This is a genomic window from Paenibacillus sp. FSL H3-0321 (assembly GCF_038002865.1).
Taxonomy (GTDB): domain Bacteria; phylum Bacillota; class Bacilli; order Paenibacillales; family Paenibacillaceae; genus Paenibacillus_AQ.
On the sequence record NZ_JBBODH010000001.1, the window covers coordinates 2372009 to 2395487 of the forward strand.

22 protein-coding genes are annotated in these 23479 nt (G+C 52.9%); 1 reads left to right on the forward strand and 21 read right to left on the reverse strand.

Annotated elements, in window-relative coordinates; all coding sequences use genetic code 11:
* Positions 1-24 precede the first annotated feature (24 nt).
* The 13 genes from MHI45_RS10505 to yqfC all read right to left on the reverse strand — a co-directional run bounded on the left by MHI45_RS10505 (position 25) and on the right by yqfC (position 12996).
* Entirely contained in the window at positions 25-498 is a 474-nt protein-coding gene (locus MHI45_RS10505; protein WP_076109190.1) for a YaiI/YqxD family protein, read from the reverse strand.
* 180 nt (positions 499-678) lie between these two features.
* Positions 679-2760, reverse strand: a complete 2082-nt coding sequence (gene glyS / locus MHI45_RS10510; RefSeq protein ID WP_076109084.1) for a glycine--tRNA ligase subunit beta — start codon at positions 2758-2760, stop codon at positions 679-681.
* A complete protein-coding gene (gene glyQ, locus MHI45_RS10515) occupies positions 2753-3640 on the reverse strand; it encodes a glycine--tRNA ligase subunit alpha (protein ID WP_076109085.1) in 888 nt (295 codons plus the stop codon). Before glyQ ends, glyS begins: the two co-directional genes overlap by 8 nt.
* A gap of 470 nt (positions 3641-4110) precedes the next feature.
* Positions 4111-4866, reverse strand: coding sequence for a DNA repair protein RecO (gene recO / locus MHI45_RS10520; protein ID WP_038595420.1), 756 nt, complete (start codon positions 4864-4866; stop codon positions 4111-4113).
* Between the two features lie 36 nt (positions 4867-4902).
* Entirely contained in the window at positions 4903-5046 is a 144-nt protein-coding gene (locus MHI45_RS10525) for a YqzL family protein (RefSeq protein ID WP_076109086.1), read from the reverse strand.
* Between the two features lie 107 nt (positions 5047-5153).
* Entirely contained in the window at positions 5154-5984 is an 831-nt protein-coding gene (gene era / locus MHI45_RS10530) for a GTPase Era (protein ID WP_231578510.1), read from the reverse strand.
* Between the two features lie 654 nt (positions 5985-6638).
* A complete protein-coding gene (locus MHI45_RS10535) occupies positions 6639-7058 on the reverse strand; it encodes a cytidine deaminase (RefSeq protein ID WP_038595422.1) in 420 nt (139 codons plus the stop codon).
* Between the two features lie 317 nt (positions 7059-7375).
* Positions 7376-7771: a diacylglycerol kinase family protein gene (locus tag MHI45_RS10540; RefSeq protein WP_341119049.1), complete on the reverse strand. Its 396-nt coding sequence runs from the start codon at positions 7769-7771 to the stop codon at positions 7376-7378.
* Positions 7771-8268: an rRNA maturation RNase YbeY gene (gene ybeY / locus MHI45_RS10545; protein WP_076109087.1), complete on the reverse strand. Its 498-nt coding sequence runs from the start codon at positions 8266-8268 to the stop codon at positions 7771-7773. The genes MHI45_RS10540 and ybeY overlap by 1 nt, the downstream gene beginning before the upstream one ends.
* Positions 8265-10520, reverse strand: coding sequence for an HD family phosphohydrolase (locus tag MHI45_RS10550; protein WP_076109088.1), 2256 nt, complete (start codon positions 10518-10520; stop codon positions 8265-8267). The genes ybeY and MHI45_RS10550 overlap by 4 nt, the downstream gene beginning before the upstream one ends.
* A gap of 17 nt (positions 10521-10537) precedes the next feature.
* The gene (locus MHI45_RS10555; RefSeq protein WP_341119050.1) at positions 10538-11509 is read right to left on the reverse strand and encodes a PhoH family protein; all 972 of its coding nucleotides are present in this window, start codon (positions 11507-11509) and stop codon (positions 10538-10540) included.
* 6 nt (positions 11510-11515) lie between these two features.
* Positions 11516-12706: a sporulation protein YqfD gene (gene yqfD, locus MHI45_RS10560; protein ID WP_341119051.1), complete on the reverse strand. Its 1191-nt coding sequence runs from the start codon at positions 12704-12706 to the stop codon at positions 11516-11518.
* Entirely contained in the window at positions 12703-12996 is a 294-nt protein-coding gene (gene yqfC, locus MHI45_RS10565; RefSeq protein ID WP_038595431.1) for a sporulation protein YqfC, read from the reverse strand. Before yqfC ends, yqfD begins: the two co-directional genes overlap by 4 nt.
* A 205-nt stretch (positions 12997-13201) precedes the next feature.
* On the opposite strand from yqfC, the gene MHI45_RS10570 reads away from it, so the two are divergent.
* Entirely contained in the window at positions 13202-13333 is a 132-nt protein-coding gene (locus MHI45_RS10570) for a hypothetical protein (protein WP_341119052.1), read from the forward strand.
* A 107-nt stretch (positions 13334-13440) separates the two neighbouring features.
* On the opposite strand, the gene MHI45_RS10575 is transcribed toward MHI45_RS10570, so the two are convergent.
* The 8 genes from MHI45_RS10575 to MHI45_RS10610 all read right to left on the reverse strand — a co-directional run bounded on the left by MHI45_RS10575 (position 13441) and on the right by MHI45_RS10610 (position 23368).
* Positions 13441-14049, reverse strand: a complete 609-nt coding sequence (locus tag MHI45_RS10575; RefSeq protein WP_341119053.1) for a hypothetical protein — start codon at positions 14047-14049, stop codon at positions 13441-13443.
* 16 nt (positions 14050-14065) lie between these two features.
* Entirely contained in the window at positions 14066-15067 is a 1002-nt protein-coding gene (floA, locus tag MHI45_RS10580) for a flotillin-like protein FloA (protein WP_076109091.1), read from the reverse strand.
* A gap of 61 nt (positions 15068-15128) precedes the next feature.
* Entirely contained in the window at positions 15129-16460 is a 1332-nt protein-coding gene (locus tag MHI45_RS10585; protein ID WP_341119153.1) for an NfeD family protein, read from the reverse strand.
* Between the two features lie 278 nt (positions 16461-16738).
* Entirely contained in the window at positions 16739-17182 is a 444-nt protein-coding gene (locus MHI45_RS10590; RefSeq protein ID WP_036683862.1) for a GatB/YqeY domain-containing protein, read from the reverse strand.
* Positions 17183-17197: 15 nt separating this feature from the next.
* The gene (rpsU, locus tag MHI45_RS10595; RefSeq protein ID WP_005547957.1) at positions 17198-17371 is read right to left on the reverse strand and encodes a 30S ribosomal protein S21; all 174 of its coding nucleotides are present in this window, start codon (positions 17369-17371) and stop codon (positions 17198-17200) included.
* Positions 17372-17509: 138 nt separating this feature from the next.
* Complete coding sequence (locus MHI45_RS10600; RefSeq protein WP_038595438.1) at positions 17510-17869, reverse strand: histidine triad nucleotide-binding protein; 360 nt, start codon at positions 17867-17869, stop codon at positions 17510-17512.
* Positions 17870-18757: 888 nt separating this feature from the next.
* Entirely contained in the window at positions 18758-22186 is a 3429-nt protein-coding gene (locus MHI45_RS10605) for an AAA family ATPase (RefSeq protein ID WP_341119054.1), read from the reverse strand.
* Positions 22187-23368 carry an exonuclease SbcCD subunit D gene (locus MHI45_RS10610; protein ID WP_341119055.1) on the reverse strand — a complete coding sequence of 394 codons (1182 nt, stop codon included), beginning with the start codon at positions 23366-23368 and terminating at the stop codon, positions 22187-22189.
* Positions 23369-23479 lie beyond the last annotated feature (111 nt).

Genomic DNA, 23479 nt, shown 5'->3' on the forward strand with positions numbered 1-23479 from the left:
CTCTTAACAAATAAATATAATTCGCTATAGCTCCACATTCTCCTGCAAAAGTGTTAAAAGTTTTGTCAGTTTATGTTGAAAATTCATTTTTTCCTCTGCGGTGATGGCTTTTGGACCCTTGGAATAGTGCCCACGCCTGCGTTCCACCGCACTGGCATGCCTGCTCTCCAGCATGAAATCCATGTTGGAATTGTCATATTCCTGTCCCCGGTTAGAGAGCACCTTGCAGCGTTTGCCGAGCGCAAGTGCCGCCAGGCCGTAATCCTGGGTAATGACTACATCTCCAGCAGAAACATGATTGGCAATATACAGGTCTGCACTGTCAGCACCGCGGTCCACCTGCACCACAGTAACACCTTCTTCAGCCTGCAGCACATGGTCAAAAGAAGAAACCATCAATACCGGAATGCCGAAAGAACGGGCTACAGCAACGATTTCCTTCTTAACCGGGCACGCGTCCCCGTCGACTACAATTGTTCTTGCTTGGGATCTCAACATGACATCACCAAATTCCCGTGTAATATATATACGCTTTGCCAAACGAAAAATCCTTCTTTGATAAAGCATAAATACGGAACGAATGTCAACTTACGCATTGGCACCGTTCCGTATATTTATACCCTAAACCATCGATCTATACCATAAAAATCACAAACATTACTTGAATGCTGCCGGGTTTTACCAAACCAGCTTACCGAAATCGGCAAAAGATTTGGAGTCGGCATCAATGCCGGCCAGCAGTGCAAGACGGTTCGCGCGTATTCCCTCATCTTCAGCCATAACCATTACAGAATCGAAGAATCCGGTAACGGCCTCCTTAAGGCCGGAAAGAATCCGCAGCGCTTCAGCAGCATTCCGGGCAGTGAGCGCTTCATGATACGGCGTGTGAATTCCCTGCCATGTTTCGTACAGCTTAAGCTCAGCCTCTTCTTTCAGCAATGAAGGCTCAACCACAATACCTTCTGCCGCCTTTGCTGCCAGATTGCTGATACGAGTCAGCGAATCCACAGTAATCTTGAAATCAGCGACGTCATTCACAGCATCGGTAAGCGCACGGCTTCTGCCTACAACAGCGACAATGTCATCAAAACCAGCGGCAGTCACGGCATCCACCACATCGTAGCGGATATTGTCGTCGGACAAGAGTCGTTTTACGCGCAGACCGAAGAACTCGTAAAGGTTTATACGCAGCTCAGGGGCAAAATGTTTCTCTGTGCGCAAATTTTCATGAATTTCCAAAGCCGCAGCGAAAATTTCCTGCAAAGAGATCGGCAATTGATGCTCCAGCACCATCTGCACGATGCCTGCTGCCTGGCGGCGCAGTGCATAAGGGTCCTGTGAACCGGTCGGAATAATGCCGATGGAGAAGCAGCCCACAATCGTATCGATTTTATCGGCCAGACTGACTACAAGACCAGCTTGCGTAGAAGGAACTGCATCTCCGGCAAAACGCGGCTGGTAATGCTCAAAAATACCTTTTGCCACATTTTCCGCTTCTCCCGCTTTGCGGGCATAATCTTCACCCATTGTGCCCTGAAGCTCAGGGAACTCATAGACCATCTGCGTCACCAGATCGAATTTGCAAATATCGGCCGTACGGCTGACTTCAGCCGCGGTATCTGCGGACAGCCCCAGCTTCGCAGCGAGCTTGTCAGAAATGGCACGGATGCGGCGGACCTTATCGCCAACGCTGCCCAGCTCTTCGTGATACACGATTGATTCCAGCTTAGCCAGCGCATCGCTGATCTGCAGTTTCTGATCCTCTCCATAAAAGAACTTCGCATCCGATAGGCGGGCACGCAGCACCTTTTCATTTCCCTTGGCAATGACGTCCAGCGATTCTGCATTTCCGTTACGCACGGTAACGAAGAACGGCAGGAGCGTGCCTGCGCTATCTAAGACCGGGAAGTAACGCTGATGCTCCCGCATCGAGGTGATCAGAACCTCTTGCGGGATATTGAGGAACGAAGGATCGAAAGTGCCAAACAGCACAGTCGGTGTCTCTACCAGGAACAGCACTTCCTCCAGCAGATCTTCTTTGATGGCAATTGTCCAGCTTTTCTCTGCTGCCAGCTTGTTGATCTGGTTCAGAATCAGCTCTTCGCGTTCCTTCACATCTACCAGCACATGCTGCGCACGCATAGCTTCCACATAATCCGCAGGTTCAGCAATAACAACATTCGTTCCAAGGAAACGGTGGCCGCGGCTGGTATTGCCTGCTTTAACCCCTGTAATTTCCAGATCAATGATCTCTTGCCCGAACAAGGCAACCAGCCAGCGGATCGGACGGACAAATTTAAAATCATACGCTCCCCAGCGCATATTTTTCGGAAAGGTCATCGAGCTGACAATGCCGCTGAGTCCTTCGGACAGTAGCGAGGAAGTATTTACACCTTCACTGTTTTTGGTGGCGTAGATATACTCCACTCCGGCCAATTCTTTAAAGGTAAACTGCTCCGTCGACACCCCTTGGCTGCGGGCAAAGCCGAGTGCGGCCTTGCTCCACTCGCCGCTTGCGTCCAACGCGATTTTGCGAGAAGGGCCCTTCACCTCTTCGCTGATATCCTCTTGCCTTTCGGCAGCATCCTTCACCAGAACCGTAAGACGGCGCGGTGTAGCATATGCGTTGATTCCGCCATGGGAAATACGCGAAGCTTCCAGCCATTTAATTGTTCTGTCTTTCAACTGCTCCATCGCAGCGCGGATGAAGCGTGCAGGCACCTCTTCCAAACCGATCTCGAACAATATATCTTTAGACAAGGTCAGCACCTTCTTTCTTCAGCAGCGGGAAGCCAAGCTTCTCGCGTTCCTCAAGATATGTCGCCGCAACGGTACGGGCCAGATTCCGCACCCGCGTAATAAAGCCCGTGCGTTCGGTAACGCTGATCGCTCCGCGTGCATCCAGAAGATTGAAGGTATGCGAGCATTTCAGCACATAATCGTAAGCCGGAAACACCAGATGGTGCTCCATAGCTCTGCGTGCTTCCTCTTCGTAGGTATTAAAGAGTGTGAACAGCATTTTGACATCGGAGACTTCAAATGTATAGGTCGAGTGCTCAACCTCCGGCTGATGGAATACATCACCATAGGTCATGCCGTCCACCCATTCCAGATCAAACACATTTTCTTTCTTCATGATGTTGGAGGCCAGCCGTTCCAATCCGTATGTGATCTCAACAGCAACCGGTTTGGTCTCAATTCCTCCGACCTGCTGGAAGTAAGTAAACTGAGTAACCTCTTCCCCGTTCAGCCATACTTCCCAGCCAAGGCCTGCGCAGCCCAGCGACGGATTCTCCCAATTATCTTCGACAAACCGGATATCATTCTGCAGCGGGTCTACGCCAAGCGCCTTCAGGCTTTCCAGATAAAGCTCCTGGATATTGTCCGGTGAAGGCTTGATGATCACCTGGAACTGGTGATGCTGGTACAGGCGGTTCGGGTTCTCGCCATAACGTCCATCCGATGGACGGCGGGAAGGCTCAACATAAGCTACTTTCCATGGCTCCGGTCCAAGCGAACGCAAAAACGTCATGGGGTTCATCGTGCCCGCCCCTTTTTCCGTATCATACGGCTGGACGAGAATACAATTCTCTGCTGCCCAGAACTGCTGCAGTGTCAAAATCATCTGCTGAAAATTCATACTACCGACTCCTTCGCTTACAAGTTTTTGGCACACTGTGCCTTGAGGCATCTTGCTCCTGCGCGATGGAGGCGGCACTCTTTTATACTTGCGGCGGTGCAGGATCCTTGGTTAAGATCCTCGCCACAAGGCAAAAAAGCTCCCGCCCCCATGCCTGATATACAGACATAGGGACGAGAGCTTAACTTATTCTCCCGCGGTTCCACCCTACTTGATTACGAATCCGGTATCTGGCCTATAAAGCAGGGCCTAATCCGATGAGCGCAATCCACTTTTCATTCTGCCGTTACCGTACTCCCGGGTGCCCTGTTCATGAACCTTGTCCCGCCAGGCTTCCACTATCCCCGGCTCGCTTAAGCGACAAATCTGTCCACTACTTTCCCGATCACTGTACGTCTCCAAATGTAAGAGCAACAACGGCTATATACAAAAAGAAACTGTCACCATAGTACCGGAAAATTTGGATTTCGTCAAATATCGTATTTATCAAGCTGATCAAGAAACCCTTGCGACTTCAGCTTCAGCCCAAGCTGCATGTCCATAAAGGCACGCATGATCTTTTTAAGTTCTGCGCGGGTGCCTTCCTTCACGTCGACATTTCCAAGCCGGGTTAAATCAAGTGCAGCGAATAAACGCAGCAGCTTCAGCGCCCGCGGAGAAATCTCCATGGCTGGAGGATCATTATGCCTGCAGCTGCGGCAGAGCACCCCGCCGAGACGGGGGCTTATTCTGAGTTCTTCATCAGGTTTGTCCAACCCGCATACGACACAGGCATCCAGTTCTGGACCATATCCTGCCGCCTGCAGTATTTTCATCTCAAAAACATTTATAATGACGCCGGGTTCCTTGCCGTCCTCAAGCGCATTCAAGCAGGCTGAAAGCTGGCGGAACCAAAAGCTTCCCGTCTCCTCATCATGCAGCACACGATCAAGCAGCTCGCAGGCATATGAAGCATATGCCGCTTTGAACAAATCCCCGCGCAGCGGATGGTGAGACTGTGTAATTTCCCCGGCATTTAATGTACCCAGTCCCCCATTGTTGCGAAAAAACACAAATTCCCCTACAGTGAACAGCTGGATCAGGGCAGCATGGCGGCTTTTGACCTTCTTGGCGCCGCGCACCAGAACGCCTACTTTGCCGGCGTTCTCGGTGCAAAGCGTAATAATCGCGTTCCCCTCGCCGTAGTCCATGCTGCGGATGACGATCCCTTCCACCCTGTGTAGCATGCCTCTTCCCCCAACCATTCGGCAAGCAACCAGTCCTTATTGCGCTTCTTCATCAAGGGCCTTCTCTTCCTCTGCAAGCAGCAGTCCGCCTTCATCCAGCGGATCTACGGCTTCCCTGTACAGCAGATAAGCATCGACATCTCCAGTCATTGCAAAATACTTCCACGAAAAGTCTCGCATTCGTATTCATCCTTTCTTCGGAAACACGATGTCTCTTCAGAAATAGGATGTGCGATGTGCCAGGTTCTATCCTTGCAATTCCTGCCAAGAAGCTGCGGAGCCCAAGATTAAAGGTCTTTATGGAAGCCCAAATCCCGCAGTACGCGGTCCTGATTGCGCCAGTCTTTTTTCACTTTTACCCATAGCTCCAGAAAAATCTTCGATCCCAGCAGGTTCTCGATATCCGTACGGGCCCGCCGGCCCACTTCTTTCAGCAGCGCACCCTGCTTGCCGATAATGATCCCCTTCTGGGAATCGCGCTCCACAAAAATAACGGCGGAAATATGCACAACTCCATTGGGCTCTACACTCATATCCTCGATGGCCACCGCGATAGAATGCGGCACCTCTTCGCGGGTCATATGGAGAATCTTCTCGCGGATCAGCTCCGCGCAGACGAACTGCTCCGGATGATCGGTAATCTGATCGTCGGGATAATACTGCGGACCTTCCGGCAAATATTTCGCCACCTGATCCAGCAGGGTATTCACATTGTTGCCCAGCTTGGCGGAGATCGGCACGATTTCGGCAAACTCATGCAGCTTGTTGTACTGTGTAATCAGCGGCAGCAGCGCCTCCGGCTCGATCTTGTCAATTTTGTTCATCACCAGAATAACCGGTGTCTTGATACTGTGTAATTGCTCGGCGATAAAGCGGTCTCCGCCGCCGAGTCCTTCGGATGCGTCCACCAGAAACAGCACAGCCTCCACTTCATGCAGCGTGCTCATCGCCGTCTGGTTCATGTAGTCGCCCAGCTTGGATTGTCTTTTATGGATACCCGGCGTGTCCAGAAATACGATCTGCGAGTTGTTGGCAGTGTAAACCCCGTGGATTTTGTTTCTGGTTGTCTGCGGCTTGTCCGACATGATGGCTATTTTTTGGCCAATCACCTGGTTCATGAGTGTCGATTTGCCTACGTTCGGTCTGCCGATAATGGCGACAAACCCTGATTTGAATTTCAATATAATCTTCCTTCCTTTTTCAAAAACGTTAAAAACTGTTTCAAAAGCTTTTTTCGATCCCCCTAAATCCCCCTTAGCCAAGGGGGACCCCAAGGGCCCCTGCCCTCTGGACACCCGGAATGGGATGGCACAGTTAGGTTCGGCGCTTGAGTGAGACGGATGGTGCTTAGAGCGCTTTCGTTCCCTGCGGGAACACGCTTGGACGCTGGCGCAGGGGATATTACTCAAAACCTTGTTCGCGCTCCCCTTAGCCAAGTTACTCTGAAGATCAGGAGTTGCTTAGCACGTTTTGAACATTTTCGCGCGGATAGTTACGTTAAACAATTTGAAATAGTCTCACTTGATATTCTGTTGCATTTAGTGCAGCAGAATTCACATAAATAAGGCTGTTTTCTGCATCTGCTGCATTTTGTGCAATTGATTTGCTCAGAACAGGTGAAAAACAGGCGAACTACCTCATCCTGCTGCACATAGTGCAACAGATTTCCATTTCAAAGAAACATCAGCTAATTCTACTGCACATAGTGCAGTAGAATACAGTTAACATCGAAACAGCTAACCGCTGTTTTCTAAATGCAGGCTTTTACCCTTTTACTCAGGAGCCTGGCCCTGCTCCAGATCGTCTGGACCGAAAGCACCCGGGAGCAGGTCACGCACGGTAGTCTCCACGATATCGCCTTTCATGTTCCCGAGGATGACCTTCATGTCGGGACCGCATAGTTCCACCATCACCTGCCGGCAGACACCGCAGGGCGATACGGGGCCGTCAGTATCTGCAACAACTGCGATGGCCTGGAAGCTGCGGGCTTTATGGCCGTCCGCGATGGCGCGGAACATCGCAGTCCGCTCCGCACAGTTGGTCGGCCCGTAAGCAGCATTCTCAATATTGCAGCCATGATGGACATGGCCGTCCTGATCCAGCAGCGCAGCACCGACGCCAAAGCGGGAATAAGGTATATAGGCACTCGTTCGTGCCTTTATCGCTTCTTGAAGAAGTAGCGCAGAATCCATAGTGATCCTCCTAAAAGTTTTGTAAGCATAGACTTCATCGAGTAACTTCGGACAAAACTCGCTTCGAAAGCATAACCCTAAGTTTTGTAAGCATAGACTTCATCGAGTAACTTCGGACAAAACTCGCTTCGGAAGCATAACCCTAAGTTTTGTGAACATAGATTTCATTGAGTTGATTCGGGCAAAATCGTTTCGCCAACACACCATTAAATTTGTTCAACCTGCAGGATTCTTACTACGAGAAGTATGGATCTAACCAAAGATGGCGGAGCGCAAAACGCCGATCCGCCTCTCCCCGAGCTGAAGTTGTAAACTGATTATGACATAAGTCCAGTGATACAGTCCATCACCGGATGATAAAAAACATAGATTCCCGTAATCACAGCAAACACCGCCGTAAGCAGCACAGCACCTGCGGCGGTATCTTTGGCAGTCTTGGCCAGGGGATGAATCTCCGGGGAGACCAGATCAACCGTCGCTTCAATAGCCGTATTCAGCAGTTCAGCGGTCAAAACGAGCGTAATTGCCAGCAACAACAGCATCCAGCTTGCCGCAGGAAGCCTGAATACGGCGGCAGCAGCAAGCACAAGAACAGCCAAGCCGCTATGTACCTTCATATTCAATTCGGATTTGAACGCTCCGGCAATGCCCTGCGCCGCAAATCGAAACGAATGCCAGAACTTTTTGTGGCCTACCGCCGTATTTTTGACCATTAGCGTGTTAACCCGACCTGAGCCAGCACATGCTCCTGCTTGGACATCATTTCAGCCTCAGAAGCAGCATCCTGATGATCGTAGCCCAGCAGATGCAAGAATCCGTGCACAAACAGGAAACCTAGCTCACGCTCCAGGGAATGGCCATATTCCAAAGCCTGCTCCTGCGCGCGGGTGACAGAGATAATGATATCTCCAAGCACATTCGGCACATCTTCAAGCTCTTCATTCTCATCTTGTCCGTATATAATTTCCAGTTCATCTTCGCCGGTTTCGTTCATGGCAAAGGAAAGCACATCCGTCGGACGGTCAATTCCCCGGTATTCCCGATTGAGCTCATGGATCCGTTCATTGTTGACGAAAGTAAGATCCACCTCGCCGCCCTCAATACCTTCGGCTTCACCCGCCTTTTGCAGAATACGCTCCAGCAGGGATATTAGCTCGTCATTAATCTCGTGTTCTTCCTGTTCATTGTTCCAAACGATTGCAAGACTCATGTATTTACGGCTCCTTCCTCTTTTTTAGGTTTCTTCACTTCCTCCGGATATTCGATCCGGGAATGAAAAATCCCCATAACCGTTTCTTTCAGCGTCCGTGCGATAATATCCAATTCCTTAATCGTCAGATCACACTCATCGAATTGATGGTCATCCAGCCGGCTTTTGATAATCTTCTCGATCATCGTCTCCACCTGCACAACCGTCGGCTTGCGAAGCGAACGGACAGCAGCCTCCACGCTGTCGGCGATTCCGACAACTGCAGATTCCTTTGACTGCGCCTTCGGCCCCGGATAACGGAAATCCTCTTCCGTGAAATCAGGCTCCACACCCTTCTCTTCGGCCAGCTTCAATGCTTTATGATAAAAATAGTGCAGAAATGTCGTGCCGTGATGCTGTTCGGCAATGTCGCGGATCGGTTTGGGCAGCTTGTACTCCTTCTGCATTTCCACCCCGTCGCGGGCATGGGCCACGATGATTGATTTACTCAGCTTCGGTTCAATCGAATCATGCGGATTCTCCATGTTGTTCTGGTTCTCGATAAAATAAAACGGCCGCTTCGTCTTGCCGATATCATGATAATAGGAGCCTACGCGGCAGAGCAGCCCGTCCGCCCCGATCGCCTCCGCTGCAGCTTCTGACAGATTGCCGACCATTACACTGTGATGATAGGTTCCGGGCGTTTCTGTAAGCAGCTTGCGCAGCAAAGGATGATTCGGATTCGACAGCTCTACCAGCTTGAGTGCCGATAGAATGCCAAAGGTAGCCTCGAAGAAAGGCATCAGGCCGATTACCAGCACCGCGGTCAGCAGACCGCTGGCAAAGGCAAAGCCGATAGCGTACAGTGTCTGCGTCTGATTCCAGTCTCCGCCGCTCAGCAGCGTCAGCATAAACACAGCCACACAACCGAACAGGGACACCATGATCCCGCCTTTCAGCAGCGTGGAGCGCTGCCCGGCGCGGTGGGTGGCGAAAATTGCCACATAGGAAACAATAAGCGCAAAAAAGCCGAAGTTGAAATCAAATACCGTATTCTGCTGCACATTCAATATAATACTGGATAGAATACTGAACAGAATGGAACAGAAATAAGCCAGCGTCATATCCAGCAGCATTGCGATCAGCATAGCGCCAATGGCTACCGGAGCCAGGAACCCGACATAAGACCGTACATCGGTCTGTAAAAACGCGGCAAGCCGCATCGAGATGATCGTAATAATAAACACAAGCACCAGCATAAGCAGCTGGGAATTATTGTACTTGAAGCCGGAGGTCCCCCCGGTATAACGGATGAACATCAACAGGCCGGCGGAGAGCATAGCTGACAGCAGGAACAGGCCCAACTGCGGCCAATAATTGACCTCATTGCTCAGCAGGCCGCTCTCATCCAGCAGTGCGTACAGCTCGGGTGTAATATAATCCCCTTTAGCAACAAGCACATCCCCCTGCTCAATGAACACATCCGGCGTGTTCTCGCGGGCCTGCACCTTAGCTTCCTTGGTAGCTTCCTCATCGTAAAACTTATTGCTCGTGATCACCAGCCGCACCAGCTCCTGCACCACCTCACGGGCTGTGCGCTGGCTTAGCGAGCTGACGCTGACCTGCTCCGCTACCTTCGCGCGCGCAGTCTGGGCATCCACAATCTGGTCGTTCATCAGCTTGGTGACAATATCCCGGGCAACCGGCTTCATCTCGATGATGTCCTGGGAGGTCAGCCGCGGAATTTTGATATAAGTCTCTTCCGGGATGACGTAGGTCTGCTCTTTGATGACGGACTGCATCTCATCAAGCAGTGTAGTGGAATACGTGCCGGAGTTACGGCTCGAATTCACAAAGTTCACGATAAAATCATTGGCCCGCTGCGGAATGACATCCTTGTAAATGTCGGTCTTCTCACTTTGTGAAATCAGATCATCCTGATTGAGCCGGTCTATCCGGTCTAGCAGCAAGGTTACCAGATTATCGAGCCTCATCGGAATAATCTCATACCTGTTCTGCACAGTCTCAGCAGCTGCTTCCTGAGCCTTCAGCGTAGCCTTGCTGTCGAGTATTTGCTTCGGTGCAGTAATTTCCTTGGCGCTTTTGGTGTTTTCTTTAATGTCATAGCGTTTAGGCAGCAAATCAGACGAGAGGCTGAAGTAGAAAACAATCCCCAATAACAGGAAAAGAGCATAGCGCGTCGCCGCGCTATACTTCCAGCCGTTGTTGCTATATACAAATCCGCTTAATTTCGATGGTTGCTTTGAGGCCATGGAGACAGTCCCCTTTGTTATTCCTGGTTTTCGGCAGAGCGGTCATAGGCGACGATAATTTTTTGCACCAGGGAATGCCGTACGACATCCTGTTCCGCAAAATAAACAAACCCAAGCTCCTCGATGCTTGACAGAATCGCCTTCGCTTCGATCAACCCGGATTTTTTGCCGCGCGGCAGGTCAATCTGGGTAACGTCACCCGTAATAACCATCTTGGAGCCAAAGCCAAGCCGGGTAAGGAACATTTTCATCTGTTCAGGAGTCGTATTCTGGGCTTCATCCAGGATGATAAAGGAATCATCCAGCGTACGTCCGCGCATATAAGCGAGCGGTGCAATTTCGATCAATCCCCGTTCCAGTGCCTTGGCAACCTGATCGGGGCCCATAACGTCGTATAAGGCGTCGTAGAGTGGACGGAGATATGGGTCAACCTTTTCCTGCAAATCGCCGGGAAGGAAGCCCAGGCTTTCTCCTGCTTCAACTGCAGGACGCGTAAGCACGATGCGCTTCACGGAACCTTCCTTTAGTGCGGTGACGGCAAGCACAACGGCGAGATAGGTTTTCCCTGTTCCCGCAGGTCCGATGCCAAAGACGATATCGCGCTTCTTGATCGAAGTCACATAGTGCTTCTGGCCAATCGTTTTGACACGGATCGGCTTGCCGCGGAAGGTTGTCGTAATTTCACCTTTGAACAAATCAAGCAGTTGGTCGGCGCGGAAATCCTTTGCCAGCTCCACCGCATACTGCACATCACGTTCACTAAGTATGTAACCGCTGCGGATCAGAGACAGCAGCACATTGAACAGCTGTCCCAGCATGTCCACTTCCCGCTCCGCCCCGCGTATTGTAACTTCAGCTTCACGCGAGTCGATAACCGCCGGTATTTCACTCTCGATAATTTTCAGAAAACCATCCTGCGGGCCGAACAGGGATTGCGCTTCTCCCGCATTTTGCAAAGATATACGAATGCTTGCAGTCTGTTCTGACAAGTAGCCTCATTCTCCTCGGTTGTTTACTATCGGAAGTTCTTCCGCGATTCTCTCTTCCACTTCAAACAGCACTTTCATATAAACTTTACCATTCTCTTTCTTCTCATGCAAAATTTTTTGACTTTTAATAACGCTGTCAGTGCCGTAACGGGCCAAAATATCATTAGTTGCCCGGGTAATCCCTTCCTGCCGGGCAGCCTCCGGAGTTTTGGTGCCGGAAGTATATTTGACCTCCATTTCCTTCTCAGTCATCAGTCCAAGCGGCACCTGCAAAGAACGCCAGGACAGCAGATCATGCTCCGTAAGCGTCCGTGATTTCTCAAATCCGGATTTCCCGTATCCCCAAAGTTGAACCGCCCAATTGCCGATCACCAGATATGTGCGGTCTTTCCGGTCCCCTGTATATGAACTGCCGGTTGTTTTGAGCGGCACCTCGATGTTGTATTCATGCCATACTAGACCCTTTACCTCGCCTTTGGCAACCACCGTCTGCATATTGTTTTCATCACCCAGGGTGCCGGAGATCAGAATATCCCCTTTTTTGACCCGCGAATTGCGCGCTACAACCGGTCTGCCCTGCTCTGCGTATATCTCGGTAACCACCGCATCGGTTCTGCTGATCAGATGACGCTGGCTGAGCAGCGGCTTGTTCTCAGGCTTGTCAGCCTCGACAACCTGGATGGTAATGCTCGTCCCCGTCCGCTGCACCCCTACCCAGGAAAGCCCCGGCATCCGCGAGGTCATCTGCCTGGAGAGCTTGTCCGGCTCCTCCATACGCCAAATCCACTGGAATGGATAGATGCCTTCTTGACGAGCAGCGTCCAGAATATCTTCGGAGGCAATGAATTGATTCCCTTCGACTTTGATGCTCCACACCATTGAAGAAAGCAGCAGAAGGCCAATGCCAAACAGCAATAAACCGGCAGCAAAAAACTTCCGTTTCCACAACCGCGCGAGCCGGAAGGGCAAACCGTTCCTGCCTGTCACATGCATGCGGCAGCCTGTCTTTTTTAACAGCGGCCGAAGGACAAAAAAGTCATTCAGCAGCAGGTTCAGGGAAGCGCCATCCCCCGCAGGCCTCACATCCCATATGACGATGCCTTGTTCGTTCACTGCATTGATAAACCTTTCCACCTGCGGTCCCGTCACATGCAGTGTAACGAACCCCCGCAGAGATGCCAGAGGCGGTTCTTTCATGGTTTCTCCTCGCTTCCCTTATATCTGATCTCCCCGATTAAACCCTCTACAGCCAGTTCCTGGCCAAGAATATTCCGGATCACTAATCCCTCTCCGGAAATCTCCAGATAACCATTGACTAACGCAAGCTTAAGCTGCCCGGAGGAAAAATGCAGCACGCCGCGATGGTTCTCAATATACAGCTCCTTATTGCCGATCAGGGTGATTCGGGGCATCTCCTGCAGCACATCCTGCGGAAGATCCAATACCCCGTTTGTCCATCCCCGCAGCCTGCGGCCGATACGGGTCATATGTAGACTTCTCCCCCTTCCTGCCTTCTGTACACCTTATGCGGCAATGCTGTTTTTTATGAGAAGAACTCACCCTGCCTACTGTAATTTCAATATCAGCACAGAATCCGGCATCCCCGTTCCATTTGAAATTGGTTGAAAATACAATCCAAAATGAAAATCTCAAAATATAATAATCTATCTAACAGGAACGGAGAAATTTACTATGGCAGCTACGCCTAACCCTGATATTGAAGTAGTCGTAACCACCATATGCGCGGACGCTGGCGGCAAAATAGTTGACAACCAGCAGTATCCCTACACTCAACTGACCACAATTCCCGCTCTGACTCCGTAAACGCATATCCTCCCCGCAACCCCAAGAAGGACTTCATAAAAAAAAGCAGCAATCAGCACCGGTGGAATACCGGCGGCTGATTGCCGCTTAATACTTCATAACTATACTTAACGCCGCGAAGAATGCGGTTTGCGTGAGCGGGGAGGAGCAAGGATTTCAGCCCATACCAGCCCGTTCCGTAGCGATTCACGATTATCTGCCAAACCATGACGGGCAGCAGATCGCGCGGAGACAGCACCGCTCTTACTAGCAGTCCCTGCGTCCCCTGCCTCTGAAGCGCCTGCCATGCCGTCAAACGACGCCTGCAGGCGTTCCAGCTCCCGCTGCATCCGTTCTGTACGCGCCTGTACGCTGTCTTCTCCCGATTGCTCAAGGGACATTCCTTCACCTGTATCATAGTCGGGAGAAGGCCGCTCAGGAGACTCCTTCCAGACAGGAGAAGAATCGTACTCACGCTCTTCATAGGACACGGAAGGCTGGCCCGGATAAGAAGACTCGCCCGGAACAGGAAACCCGCTGCCCTGACGGGCCGGGCTTTCTTCCTCAGGGTTCCGTTCCTGCTGCCGTGCACGGCGGAGAGGACTGGCGTCCCCTCCGCCGCCAAAAGTCGGCATACCGCCGCGCGGAGCATTTTTCTGTTTATTCTTCCCCGCTTTGTTCATGTTGGAAAAGATCGCAATCACAATGACTACGGCGATATAAATCAAACTGCTCATGGGATCTCACATCCCCTTATTTATTGGTCGGACGGCTCGAATCATCGCCATCATTTAATTTGCCGAGCGAGCCGCGCATTTGCGTGTCGGCTTCAATGTTTTTGAGGTTCATGTAATCCATCACCCCGAGTTGACCGGCACGCAGCGCTTCAGCCATAGCCAGCGGTACCTGGGATTCAGCTTCGACGACCAGCGCCTTCATTTCAACGACACGGGCTTTCATTTCCTGCTCATGGGCAACGGCCATCGCTCTGCGTTCCTCCGCTTTGGCCTGTGCAATGCGTTTATCCGCTTCAGCCTGCTCGGTTTGCAGATAGGCTCCGATATTCTTGCCGACATCCACGTCCGCAATATCGATCGAGAGAATCTCAAAGGCCGTGCCGGAGTCCAGACCCTTGGACAGAACAGTCCGCGAGATCGAATCCGGGTTCTCCAATACGTCTTTATGCGAATTACTGGAACCTACTGTCGTAACAATCCCCTCGCCGACGCGGGCAATGATTGTTTCTTCCCCCGCACCGCCGACGAGCCGGTCGATATTCGCCCGGACTGTAACCCGCGCTTTAACCTTGACTTCAATCCCGTTCTTGGCAACAGCAGCGACAATCGGGGTCTCAATCACCCGTGGATTAACGCTCATCTGTACGGCCAGCAGCACGTCGCGTCCGGCAAGATCAATGGCAGCGGCGCGTGTGAATTCAAGCGGAATATCCGCCCGCTGGGCGGCAATCAAGGCATTGACAACCCGGTCGACGTTACCGCCTGCCAAGTAATGGCTTTCCAGTTGATTGATATTCAGGCCAAGCCCTGCTTTGGTGGCTTTAATGAGCGGATTAACAATCCGGCTCGGAGTAACCCGGCGGAGTCTCATAGCCACCAGGGTAATAATGCTGATTCTTACTCCGGATGCCCATGCGGAAACCCACAGCATCACCGGGAAGAAACTGAAGAACACGCTCAGTACAATGATCACAACAACCGCGATCAGCAAAATCGGAATTAAAGACGCTTCGCCCATACTTTTTGTCAACCTCCGTTACATTTTTAAAATTCATAAACATACTGGCTGCAGGCTCCGCTTATTTCTCGGATTCCTTCACAACCACACGGCCTCCCTCGACCTTCACCACGGAAACTGGAACCCCCGAACTGATGAAGCTCCCTTCGGTTACCACATCCACACGTTCATTGCCGACCAAGGCCGTTCCGGCCGGACGAAGCGGTGTAATGCTGACGCCCGAGGCACCAATCAGACTCAGTTTCTCCAGCACCGGAACAAATCCTTGCTCTTTGGTTAGACTGTCACGCAGAATAAACCGGTTCCAGATGCCCCGTTCCTTGAAGACCACAGCTACGATGGCGATAACTACCGTGGCTGCCGCAAAGGCTATTCCCAGATTCAAGAATGCATGCTCTAAGCTGAACGCAGCCCGAACAACGCCTGCCACAAGGCTTACAGAGCCCAGCAAACCCAGAATCCCGAAGCTTGGGACAAACAGCTCCAGCACAAGCATGACAAGTCCCAGAATGAACAACAGCCAGGTCTCCGCTCCAGCGAAGCCCGCCACATAGTTGCCGAAGAAATAAAGGGCAAATGCGAGAGTGCCGATAATTCCCGGAGCGCCAAAGCCCGGCACCAGCAGCTCAATGACAATTCCGGCGATGCCGATGAAGAGCAATATCGTCATAATAATCGGATTTGTCAGAAAATGCGACATTTTTTCTGCTCCGGTATGTTCCACTCGAAAAATGTCGTCCGTGGAATAACCAAGCAAAGTAATGGCCTCTTCCGGCGTATCGGCAAGATGATCGGCATATCCGGCTTTCAGCGCTTCATCGCTGGTCAAAGCAATAATTTGGCCTTGCGCTTTGTTCACCCCGAGTTCAGGCTTGTTCACGACAAGGTTCACATCCATCATTCCTGCAGCAATCTCCGGATCACGTCCATTCAGTGAAGCGGCGCCAACCATCTTGGATTTCCAGTAGGATACCATCTTTGCGTCGTCCACGCTTTTTCCGTTCATATCCACCAGCGATGCAGCGCCGATCATACTTCCGGGCTTCATAATAATTGAGTTGGCGTTCAGGGCAATATAACTGCCGGCAGACGCAGCATCTCCCTTAACATAAGCAGCTGTAGGAATTTCACTGTCCCTGACCATCTGCCCGATTTGTTCCGCAGAGTCGACAAGTCCCCCTGGTGTATCAATCTCCAGTACAATCAGAACCGCCCCGTATTTTGCCGCCTCCTCAAATCCCCGCTCCAAAAAGCTTTGCAGTCCGCGTTCAATCTCTTGGTCAACCGGGATAATGAACACCGGCCCGCCCTTCAGCTTTTCCGCAGCCGTTCCTCCTGCAGCCGAAGAGGTCCCCTTTGCTTGCGTGTAAGCTGCAAACGGCGTCAAGAGCATCAGCAGCAGGACGGTGACTATGCCCGAAAAGGCAATTTTACGGATTTTTTTCACTTGTAAACCTCCTTTCTCTAAAAATAACTCCAGCACATAATCCTTAGTACGCCATTCCCGGAAATATGTTTCAAACAATCGTTCGGTCTGTTCAGGAACACATTACCGGAAACAGGGCGGAGCAACAAAAAAAGGGAGGAAGTAAGCTGCGCTTTACTTTCTCCCTTCATTTTATCCACCGATAATGAAAAACACCCCTTTATTCAAGGGGTGCTAGCGTTATATTATTGCAGAAATTGCAGAACCGCCTGGTTCACGAGTTTACCATCGGCGCGACCTTTGACCTTAGGCATCAGTGCGCTCATGACCTTACCCATTTCACTTTTCGAAGAAGCACCGGTTTCCTGGATGGTCTGCTGTACAATTACTTTAATTTCTTCTTCGGAAAGCTGCTCGGGAAGATACTTAATGATAATCTCGATTTCTGCCTTCGTACTCGCGGCAAGCTCGTCGCGACCCGCTGATTCAAATTCTTGGAGGGCATCTTTGCGCTGTTTGATTTCACGACTAAGGATATCAAGCACTTCGTTGTCGTCTAATGTTCTCTTCAAATCTATTTCAAGATACTTTATTGTAGAACGAACCATTCGAATGGTGGAGAGTGTGAACTTGTCCTTACTCTTCATCGCTTGCTTCATATCTTCGTTTAATCGTTCGCTAAGATTCATGCGTGGGTAATCCTCCTAAAACTTTCTCTTACGAGCAGCCTCAGACTTCTTCTTGCGCTTTACGCTTGGCTTCTCATAATGCTTACGTTTCTTCACCTCAGCCAAGACACCATCTTTAGCGATGGAACGTTTAAAGCGACGAAGTGCAGCATCAATTGTCTCGTTTTTACGAACTTTCGTTTCAGACACCAGTTTTCCCTCCCTCCGACCAGACCGTCCAAGAGCATAACACGGTTCATCATATTTCATTATAGGTCAAACCGAAATAAGGTGTCAACCTTCGTGTTATTCTTTTTTTAGGCAGGTTATCAGAATTTGAAATATCTGCTAAGCATGTGATGCGGAATTGCCGACAAGTGCGCCCAGTTTGGCACCGCCAAGCAAATGATAATGAAGGTGAGGCACGGCTTGTCCGCTGTCCGGACCGCAATTGTTGATCAGACGGTAGCCTGTCTCCGCAATTCCCAACTGAATAGCAATTTGCTGCGCTACAGCGTGAATCTCACCGATCAGCGGCAGATCTTCAGCCGTGACATCATTCATCGAAGCGATGAACTTCTTAGGGATAATCAGCACATGCACCGGTGCGGCAGGCTCAATATCGTAGAATGCCAGTATCCGCTCGTTCTCGAACACTTTTTTGGAAGGGATTGAGCCTTCAATAATCTTGCTAAAGACAGTTTCCATACAACGCTTCCTCCTAAAAGTTTGTGGAGCGATACTTCCGTAGTAATTCTTCAGACCGGCCTTCTTCGCCACAATTAGTTTTTATGTTCTCTAATCATACAGGATAATCATGGATTACGAAAGCGGCACAAGAATAATACAACGCAGGGAAGCCGGAAAGATCATATCATGAGTCAAATGAAATGAATACACACGCAAGCAGGAGGATAGGTCAAACATGTATTGGGACATTGCTTAGTGAAAATGTGTACTAGGGATAATACAGAACTCTGCTTATCACCATGGCTGTATTATAGACAGTGTTAGCTGCTGGCAAACGGGATGGCATTGTTTTATTTATTTCCCTTGTGGCCTGACTCCCGGAGGCATCTATCTGCCCGGTTCCTTTGTTACCCACGACGCACTTCAGACTTCGGACTTTTTACGCACGGACTGTGTTCTATCAGCCCATATATATTTATGTGGAGCTTTATATCCCGCTTATCTGTATCAGATACAGGAAAAGTGTATTCTGTTTGTCCCACATCATCCGCATCCAACATTCAGGGTGATCGTCATACAAAGTAATCGTTGTCAAAAAGGCACTGCTGAGGCGCTTCTCTATGTGTAGTTGCGGGTTCGGTACAGGGGAACAAGGTAATGATAGCTTAATCTAATCCCATATCTGACAGGGATCTCGAACTTCGGGACCCATTAGACTCATAAAAAAAAGCAAAAAAAAAGAAACACCCTACCAGCTTAAAAAGCTGATTCGGCGGCGGACGTATGAAAAGGAGCGTTTCCCGGTCATACGTCCGCCGAGGTGTTTCAAAATGATGTCGGCTTAGCTGTATTATAACAGGGGGTTGAAGGTGTATCTGTGATTGTCATCACACCTTCAACCCGCTTTCACATTTTTTCCAAAAGAATACGCGAACCGCCCCCGCCCTGCTCTGCAGGCACGACTATCAGCTTGCGCGGCAATCGCGCCCGGAGTTCAGGAACGTGGCTGATGATCCCGACGGACAGCTGGTCATTATGCAATCTTTCGAGTGAAGTAATGACGGTGTCCAGCAAATCCGGATCAAGAGTACCAAAGCCTTCATCAAGGAAAAAGAATTGCAGCGGATACTGACCCCGCAGCTGAATCTGTGCCGATAAGGCCAACGCCAGTGAGAGGGAGGTCAGGAAGGTTTCTCCGCCAGACAGCGTCGAGACCGGACGTCTGACTCCTCCATTGCCATCATCGCGGATAACAAAGCCGCCTCCGGAGTCAACTTCCAGTGCGTAACGCTGCTTGCTCAGGAACCGCAGCCGCTGTGAAGCGGCCTGGCATACCTGCATCAGCTGTTCTTCGGCGATATATTCCACAAAGGCATTGCCGCGCAGCACAGCCTGCAGCTTGGACAGCCGTTCCTGCTGCGCCGCATGCTCCTTACGCTGACCTTCGAGCACCATCCAGCGGATATGGCGGTGCTGCAGATCCTCAAGATCACGCTCTGCGCGCGCACGGCTCTGCAGCGAGCGTTCATCGTCTTCCTTGCATGTCTGCAGGGCAGACTGGCTCTCCTGCCATTCCTCAGTGCTTAAGGAGGCTCCGGACAGCTTCTCCTCAATGCTCCGCAGCTGCAGCGTCACTTCCGCTTCTTCCTCCCGGTGAGCCCGAATACGGGCAGCGGCTCCGCTGCGTTCTTCCGGCATGAGCGCCGCCCCTTCAACCTCAGAGGCGGAAGCAAACGGAGAAGAGTTCAGGCTCTCTTCCCAGTGGGCCGCGGCCGCAGCACTATGCTCACGCGCTGATTCCGCCGCCTGGCGGGCAATGGCCGCCTCCTTCACCTCATGCTGCGCCTTGTCCGCTGCCTGCCGGTGCCTTTGCTTATTATTGTCCAGCGCCGCCTGCAGCTCCTGAAGACGCCGCTCGCATTCCTCCAGCAAGGCGGCGGCAGAACGGCCGCCTGTCCACTGGAGCAGACGCTGCTCCTTCTCGCGTTCGAGCGCTTCTTTGCCTTCCAGTTGGGCATTCCACTGGGCCAGCTCCTTATCCAGCACGGCAATCTCTTCCTGCAGAACTTGTACAGCATTGCCCTTCTCCTCAAGAAACTTCACGCTGATGTCGAGCCGGCCTCTGATTTCCTCGGCCTGTTCGTCCTTTGCCAGCATTCCGCGATAGGCGTTCTCGGCCTCACCCGCGGCCAGTTCAGGGAACAGCCGCGCCCATTCCTGGCGCAAGGTGCCCAACCGGGCGGCCAGATCGCCAGCCTTGGCGGCAAGCCCTTCCACCCAGGCCGTCTCGGCAGTGGCCGCAGCCGCTTCCTGGTGGCACAGCTGCTGCTGTTCCTGCATCCCCCGCTGCCATTCCGCCGCTTCCCGGCGCAGCTCGCCGGAGCGGGCTTTCAGGGCCACGTGCTGTGCCTCCACCCCGGATAAGGACCTTTCATCCGGGATGGTCCCGGTGGAAGCTGAATGCATTGAGGCATCCGTGCCGTCCTGCTCCAGTCCTGCAGCCGCAGGTGTTTTCAGAGCGTCGCCTATAACCCCTTCACCATAAATCTGTTCCAGCCATGCGCCATCCTGCTCCAGCAGGCTGCGGAACAGATGGCGGATTTCCAGCGCGCGCCGCTCAAGCGCACGGATATGCTGGAGCTGGGTTTCCAGCCCTTCCCCCCCGCCGCTGTCCTGGGACAACGCAGGCGAGGGATGATGCCCGCTGCCGCAGACCGGGCAAGGCTGCCCGTCCTGCAGCTCACGGGCTAGGGTAAGCGAGAGCCTGTGCAGCTCCTGCTCCTTCAGCGCAGCCTCCAGCGAGCTGCCGTGCAGCTCCAGGCGCTCGGCGGCATTTCTTGCAGCGGCTTCCGCAGCCCGCAGCTCCTCCTGGTGCAGCGCAGCCGCAGCAATGTGCTCCCCGCGGGCTGCGGCCAGCGACTGCCGCCGGGCCTCGGCGGCGGCCAGCCGCGCCTCTGCCGCCGCGAGCACCGCCGCGCGCTCGCGGCGCTCCCGCTCCGCCGTCTCCCACTGGGACTCGGCGGAGCGCAGTTCCTGCAGTCTCTGCATCGCTTCCTGCAGAGACTGCCGTTCCTGGGAGCGGACCGCAAGCGGCTGCAGGCTTTGCTGCAGCTCCTGCTGGCGCTTTTGGCCCTTGGCCAAAAGCTCACGCTCCCGGGCCATGCTCTCCCGCCGGGCAGCCAGCCCGCGGGAGGCTTCGCCTTGGCGCGCCTGCACCGCAGCGCGCTCACGCCGCAGTTCGCTGAGCTCGGCTTCGAGCTCCAGCGCGCGGCGGTAGGTATCGGCCCCCTGCCGGAGGGCCGGCTCCTCGGCGGCCAGCGCAGCCTGCGCCGCAGCCTCGGCCGCTGCAAGCCCCGCCGCCTCATGCTCGGCGGCGGTTGCCAAGGTCTCCCGGCTCTCGGCAACAGCGAGCCGGCTCCGCCAGGCGTCCTCGGCGCTTCGCCACGCCTTCAGCACAGGCAGCCGCTTCTCGGCTTCGTCAGCCTTGACGAGCTTCTGCTCCAGCAGGAGGACGTTCTCCTCCTGCGACAGCAATTCCTGCCGCCGCCGCTCACGGCGGGTACGGTCCTCCTGCAGCTCGCGGATCTTCGCGAAGCGCTCGGCAAGCTGCATAGCCGCCTCCAGCTTCTTGCGGCATTCCTCCGCATGGCGGACCGCTTCCTGCAGCCGCTCCGCTGCGGCCTCTACATCCGCCTTCCCTGCACTGCCAAGGCCCTGCTGCTCCGCTTCAAGCGCCCGCAGCGCCGCCTCGTTCTCCTTGACCCGGCGGCTAAGCTTGAGGGCAAGCTGGTCGCCATACTGCTCCAGGTGAAAGAGCCGCTGAAGCATTTGCCTGCGGTCCACACCCCGCAGCGACAGGAACTCGGCAAATTTGCCTTGCGGCAGAACCACCGCACGGGTGAAATCATCCATTTTCAGCCCGATATGCTCTTCTACACAGCGGGTAACATCCGCCAGCTTGTCAGCCATAACCTGGTCTCCGTCTTCCGTGACCTCGATGAACCGGCTGATTGTATTGCTGATGGACTGCTCCCCGGTCCGTTTGAATTTCCGCTCCACCCGGTAACGCCGGGCACCGGCGGAGGAAGTGAGCTCGAAGGTGAAAGCCACACTGAGCTGATCCTCGGAATGGTTCATAATTCCCTGCGTTCCGTTCACTGCCCGTTCCACCTTGCCGTACATCGCTAATGTAATAGCATCCAGCAGACTGGATTTCCCGCTGCCGGTCGGTCCGAAGATCCCGAACAGCCCGGTTTCCGTCAGACTCGCAAAATCAATCTCCTGCTGCTCCCGATAGCTTTGCAGCCCGGATACTTTTAATAGAATCGGCTTCACCTAGTTTTCCTCCCCTTCCTCCGGCTGGCGCCGTTCTTCTTCCGTCAGTTCAAGGAACAGCTCGATCAGGCTGTCCTCCGGCTCCGCACCGCCGGTCTGCCGCTGGTAGAACTTGCGGAACAGCTCCTGGACCGGCATCCGCGAACGGGAGATTTCCTCCAGCTCAAGCTCCATCTGCGGATAGATCGGGCGGATATGTATAATCCCTTCCCGTGATTTGCGGAGCCGCTGAATATCATTCATCGACATCGCTTCGCTCAGGCGCAGCTCCAGATCGATAAAGGCGGAGGCATCCCTGCCTTCATCAAGCCAGCCATACACCTCCTGCAGTCCGCCGGAAGATTTCCAGTTCACCAGCGGACGGCCGCAGCGGAGATAGATTTCCTCAAGGGATGGCTCCCCGCCCGGTGCCACATCAATCATCGTCACCGATTTGGCCTGGCCCGCTTCGGAGAAGCTGTAGGCAAGCGGTGAGCCGCTGTAACGGATCATGCCCTCACCTTTGACCCGCTGGGCGCGGTGAAGATGTCCGAGCGCCGTATACTGCGCACCGCAGGACAGAGCCGAAGGATCTACGGTATACGCTCCACCTACCTGAATGGGCCGCTCCGAATCGCTTTCCACGCCTCCGAGCACATAGATATGGCTCATGGCCAGATTCACCGTCTGCGGTGTAAACTCCCGGCCGAGCAGCTTCATCAGCTTACCTACCCGCGCACTGTAGGCCAGCCGGAGTTCATCCTCACCGCTGTCCCCGGCGAGCAGCTCCCCGAGGCGGGCTTCGGAGGGATAGGGAAGTGCAGCGATTTTGGCAATTTCACCGGTCCGGACGGCATGTACCGTCACCGGCTCCGAGGTAGGCAGCCCCACCAGGGTGATACCCTGTCTGCGCACAAGCGGAGACACGGAAGCTACCCGCTCCGGCTGGTCATGATTGCCGGAGATGACAACAAGCGGCCTGCCGTTCGCCGTCAGTCTGGCTGCTGCATCATAGAACAACTGCTCCGCAGCAGCCGGAGGGTTGACTGAATCATAAACATCCCCCGCCATTAGAATAAGATCGGCCTTGGAGTCATCGGCAATCTCCACCAGCTCATCCATGAACTGCTCCTGCTCCTTCTGCCGGCTCCGTCCTTCCAGCGTACGGCCCAGATGCCAGTCGCCCGTATGCAATATGCGCATTTTCGCCCTCTTTTCCCCGCCCTCACGCGGCCATCATATAGGTGATATAAGATCAACTTCCGTCAATCTCACCTTTTGGGTTAGTTTTTTCAGTTTATCTTCTATAGTAGA

Coding starts and splice junctions, on each gene's coding strand:
- MHI45_RS10505 (WP_076109190.1), bottom strand. CDS start 498: ATGTTGAGATCCCAAGCAAGAACAATTGTAGTCGACGGGGACGCGTGC.
- glyQ (WP_076109085.1), bottom strand. CDS start 3,640: ATGAATTTTCAGCAGATGATTTTGACACTGCAGCAGTTCTGGGCAGCA.
- recO (WP_038595420.1), bottom strand. CDS start 4,866: ATGCTACACAGGGTGGAAGGGATCGTCATCCGCAGCATGGACTACGGC.
- MHI45_RS10525 (WP_076109086.1), bottom strand. CDS start 5,046: ATGCGAGACTTTTCGTGGAAGTATTTTGCAATGACTGGAGATGTCGAT.
- era (WP_231578510.1), bottom strand. CDS start 5,984: ATGAACCAGGTGATTGGCCAAAAAATAGCCATCATGTCGGACAAGCCG.
- MHI45_RS10535 (WP_038595422.1), bottom strand. CDS start 7,058: ATGGATTCTGCGCTACTTCTTCAAGAAGCGATAAAGGCACGAACGAGT.
- MHI45_RS10540 (WP_341119049.1), bottom strand. CDS start 7,771: ATGGTCAAAAATACGGCGGTAGGCCACAAAAAGTTCTGGCATTCGTTT.
- ybeY (WP_076109087.1), bottom strand. CDS start 8,268: ATGAGTCTTGCAATCGTTTGGAACAATGAACAGGAAGAACACGAGATT.
- MHI45_RS10550 (WP_076109088.1), bottom strand. CDS start 10,520: ATGGCCTCAAAGCAACCATCGAAATTAAGCGGATTTGTATATAGCAAC.
- yqfD (WP_341119051.1), bottom strand. CDS start 12,706: ATGAAAGAACCGCCTCTGGCATCTCTGCGGGGGTTCGTTACACTGCAT.
- yqfC (WP_038595431.1), bottom strand. CDS start 12,996: ATGACCCGTATCGGCCGCAGGCTGCGGGGATGGACAAACGGGGTATTG.
- MHI45_RS10570 (WP_341119052.1), top strand. CDS start 13,202: ATGGCAGCTACGCCTAACCCTGATATTGAAGTAGTCGTAACCACCATA.
- MHI45_RS10575 (WP_341119053.1), bottom strand. CDS start 14,049: ATGAGCAGTTTGATTTATATCGCCGTAGTCATTGTGATTGCGATCTTT.
- floA (WP_076109091.1), bottom strand. CDS start 15,067: ATGGGCGAAGCGTCTTTAATTCCGATTTTGCTGATCGCGGTTGTTGTG.
- MHI45_RS10585 (WP_341119153.1), bottom strand. CDS start 16,460: ATGCTCTTGACGCCGTTTGCAGCTTACACGCAAGCAAAGGGGACCTCT.
- MHI45_RS10590 (WP_036683862.1), bottom strand. CDS start 17,182: ATGAATCTTAGCGAACGATTAAACGAAGATATGAAGCAAGCGATGAAG.
- MHI45_RS10600 (WP_038595438.1), bottom strand. CDS start 17,869: ATGGAAACTGTCTTTAGCAAGATTATTGAAGGCTCAATCCCTTCCAAA.
- MHI45_RS10610 (WP_341119055.1), bottom strand. CDS start 23,368: ATGCGCATATTGCATACGGGCGACTGGCATCTGGGCCGTACGCTGGAA.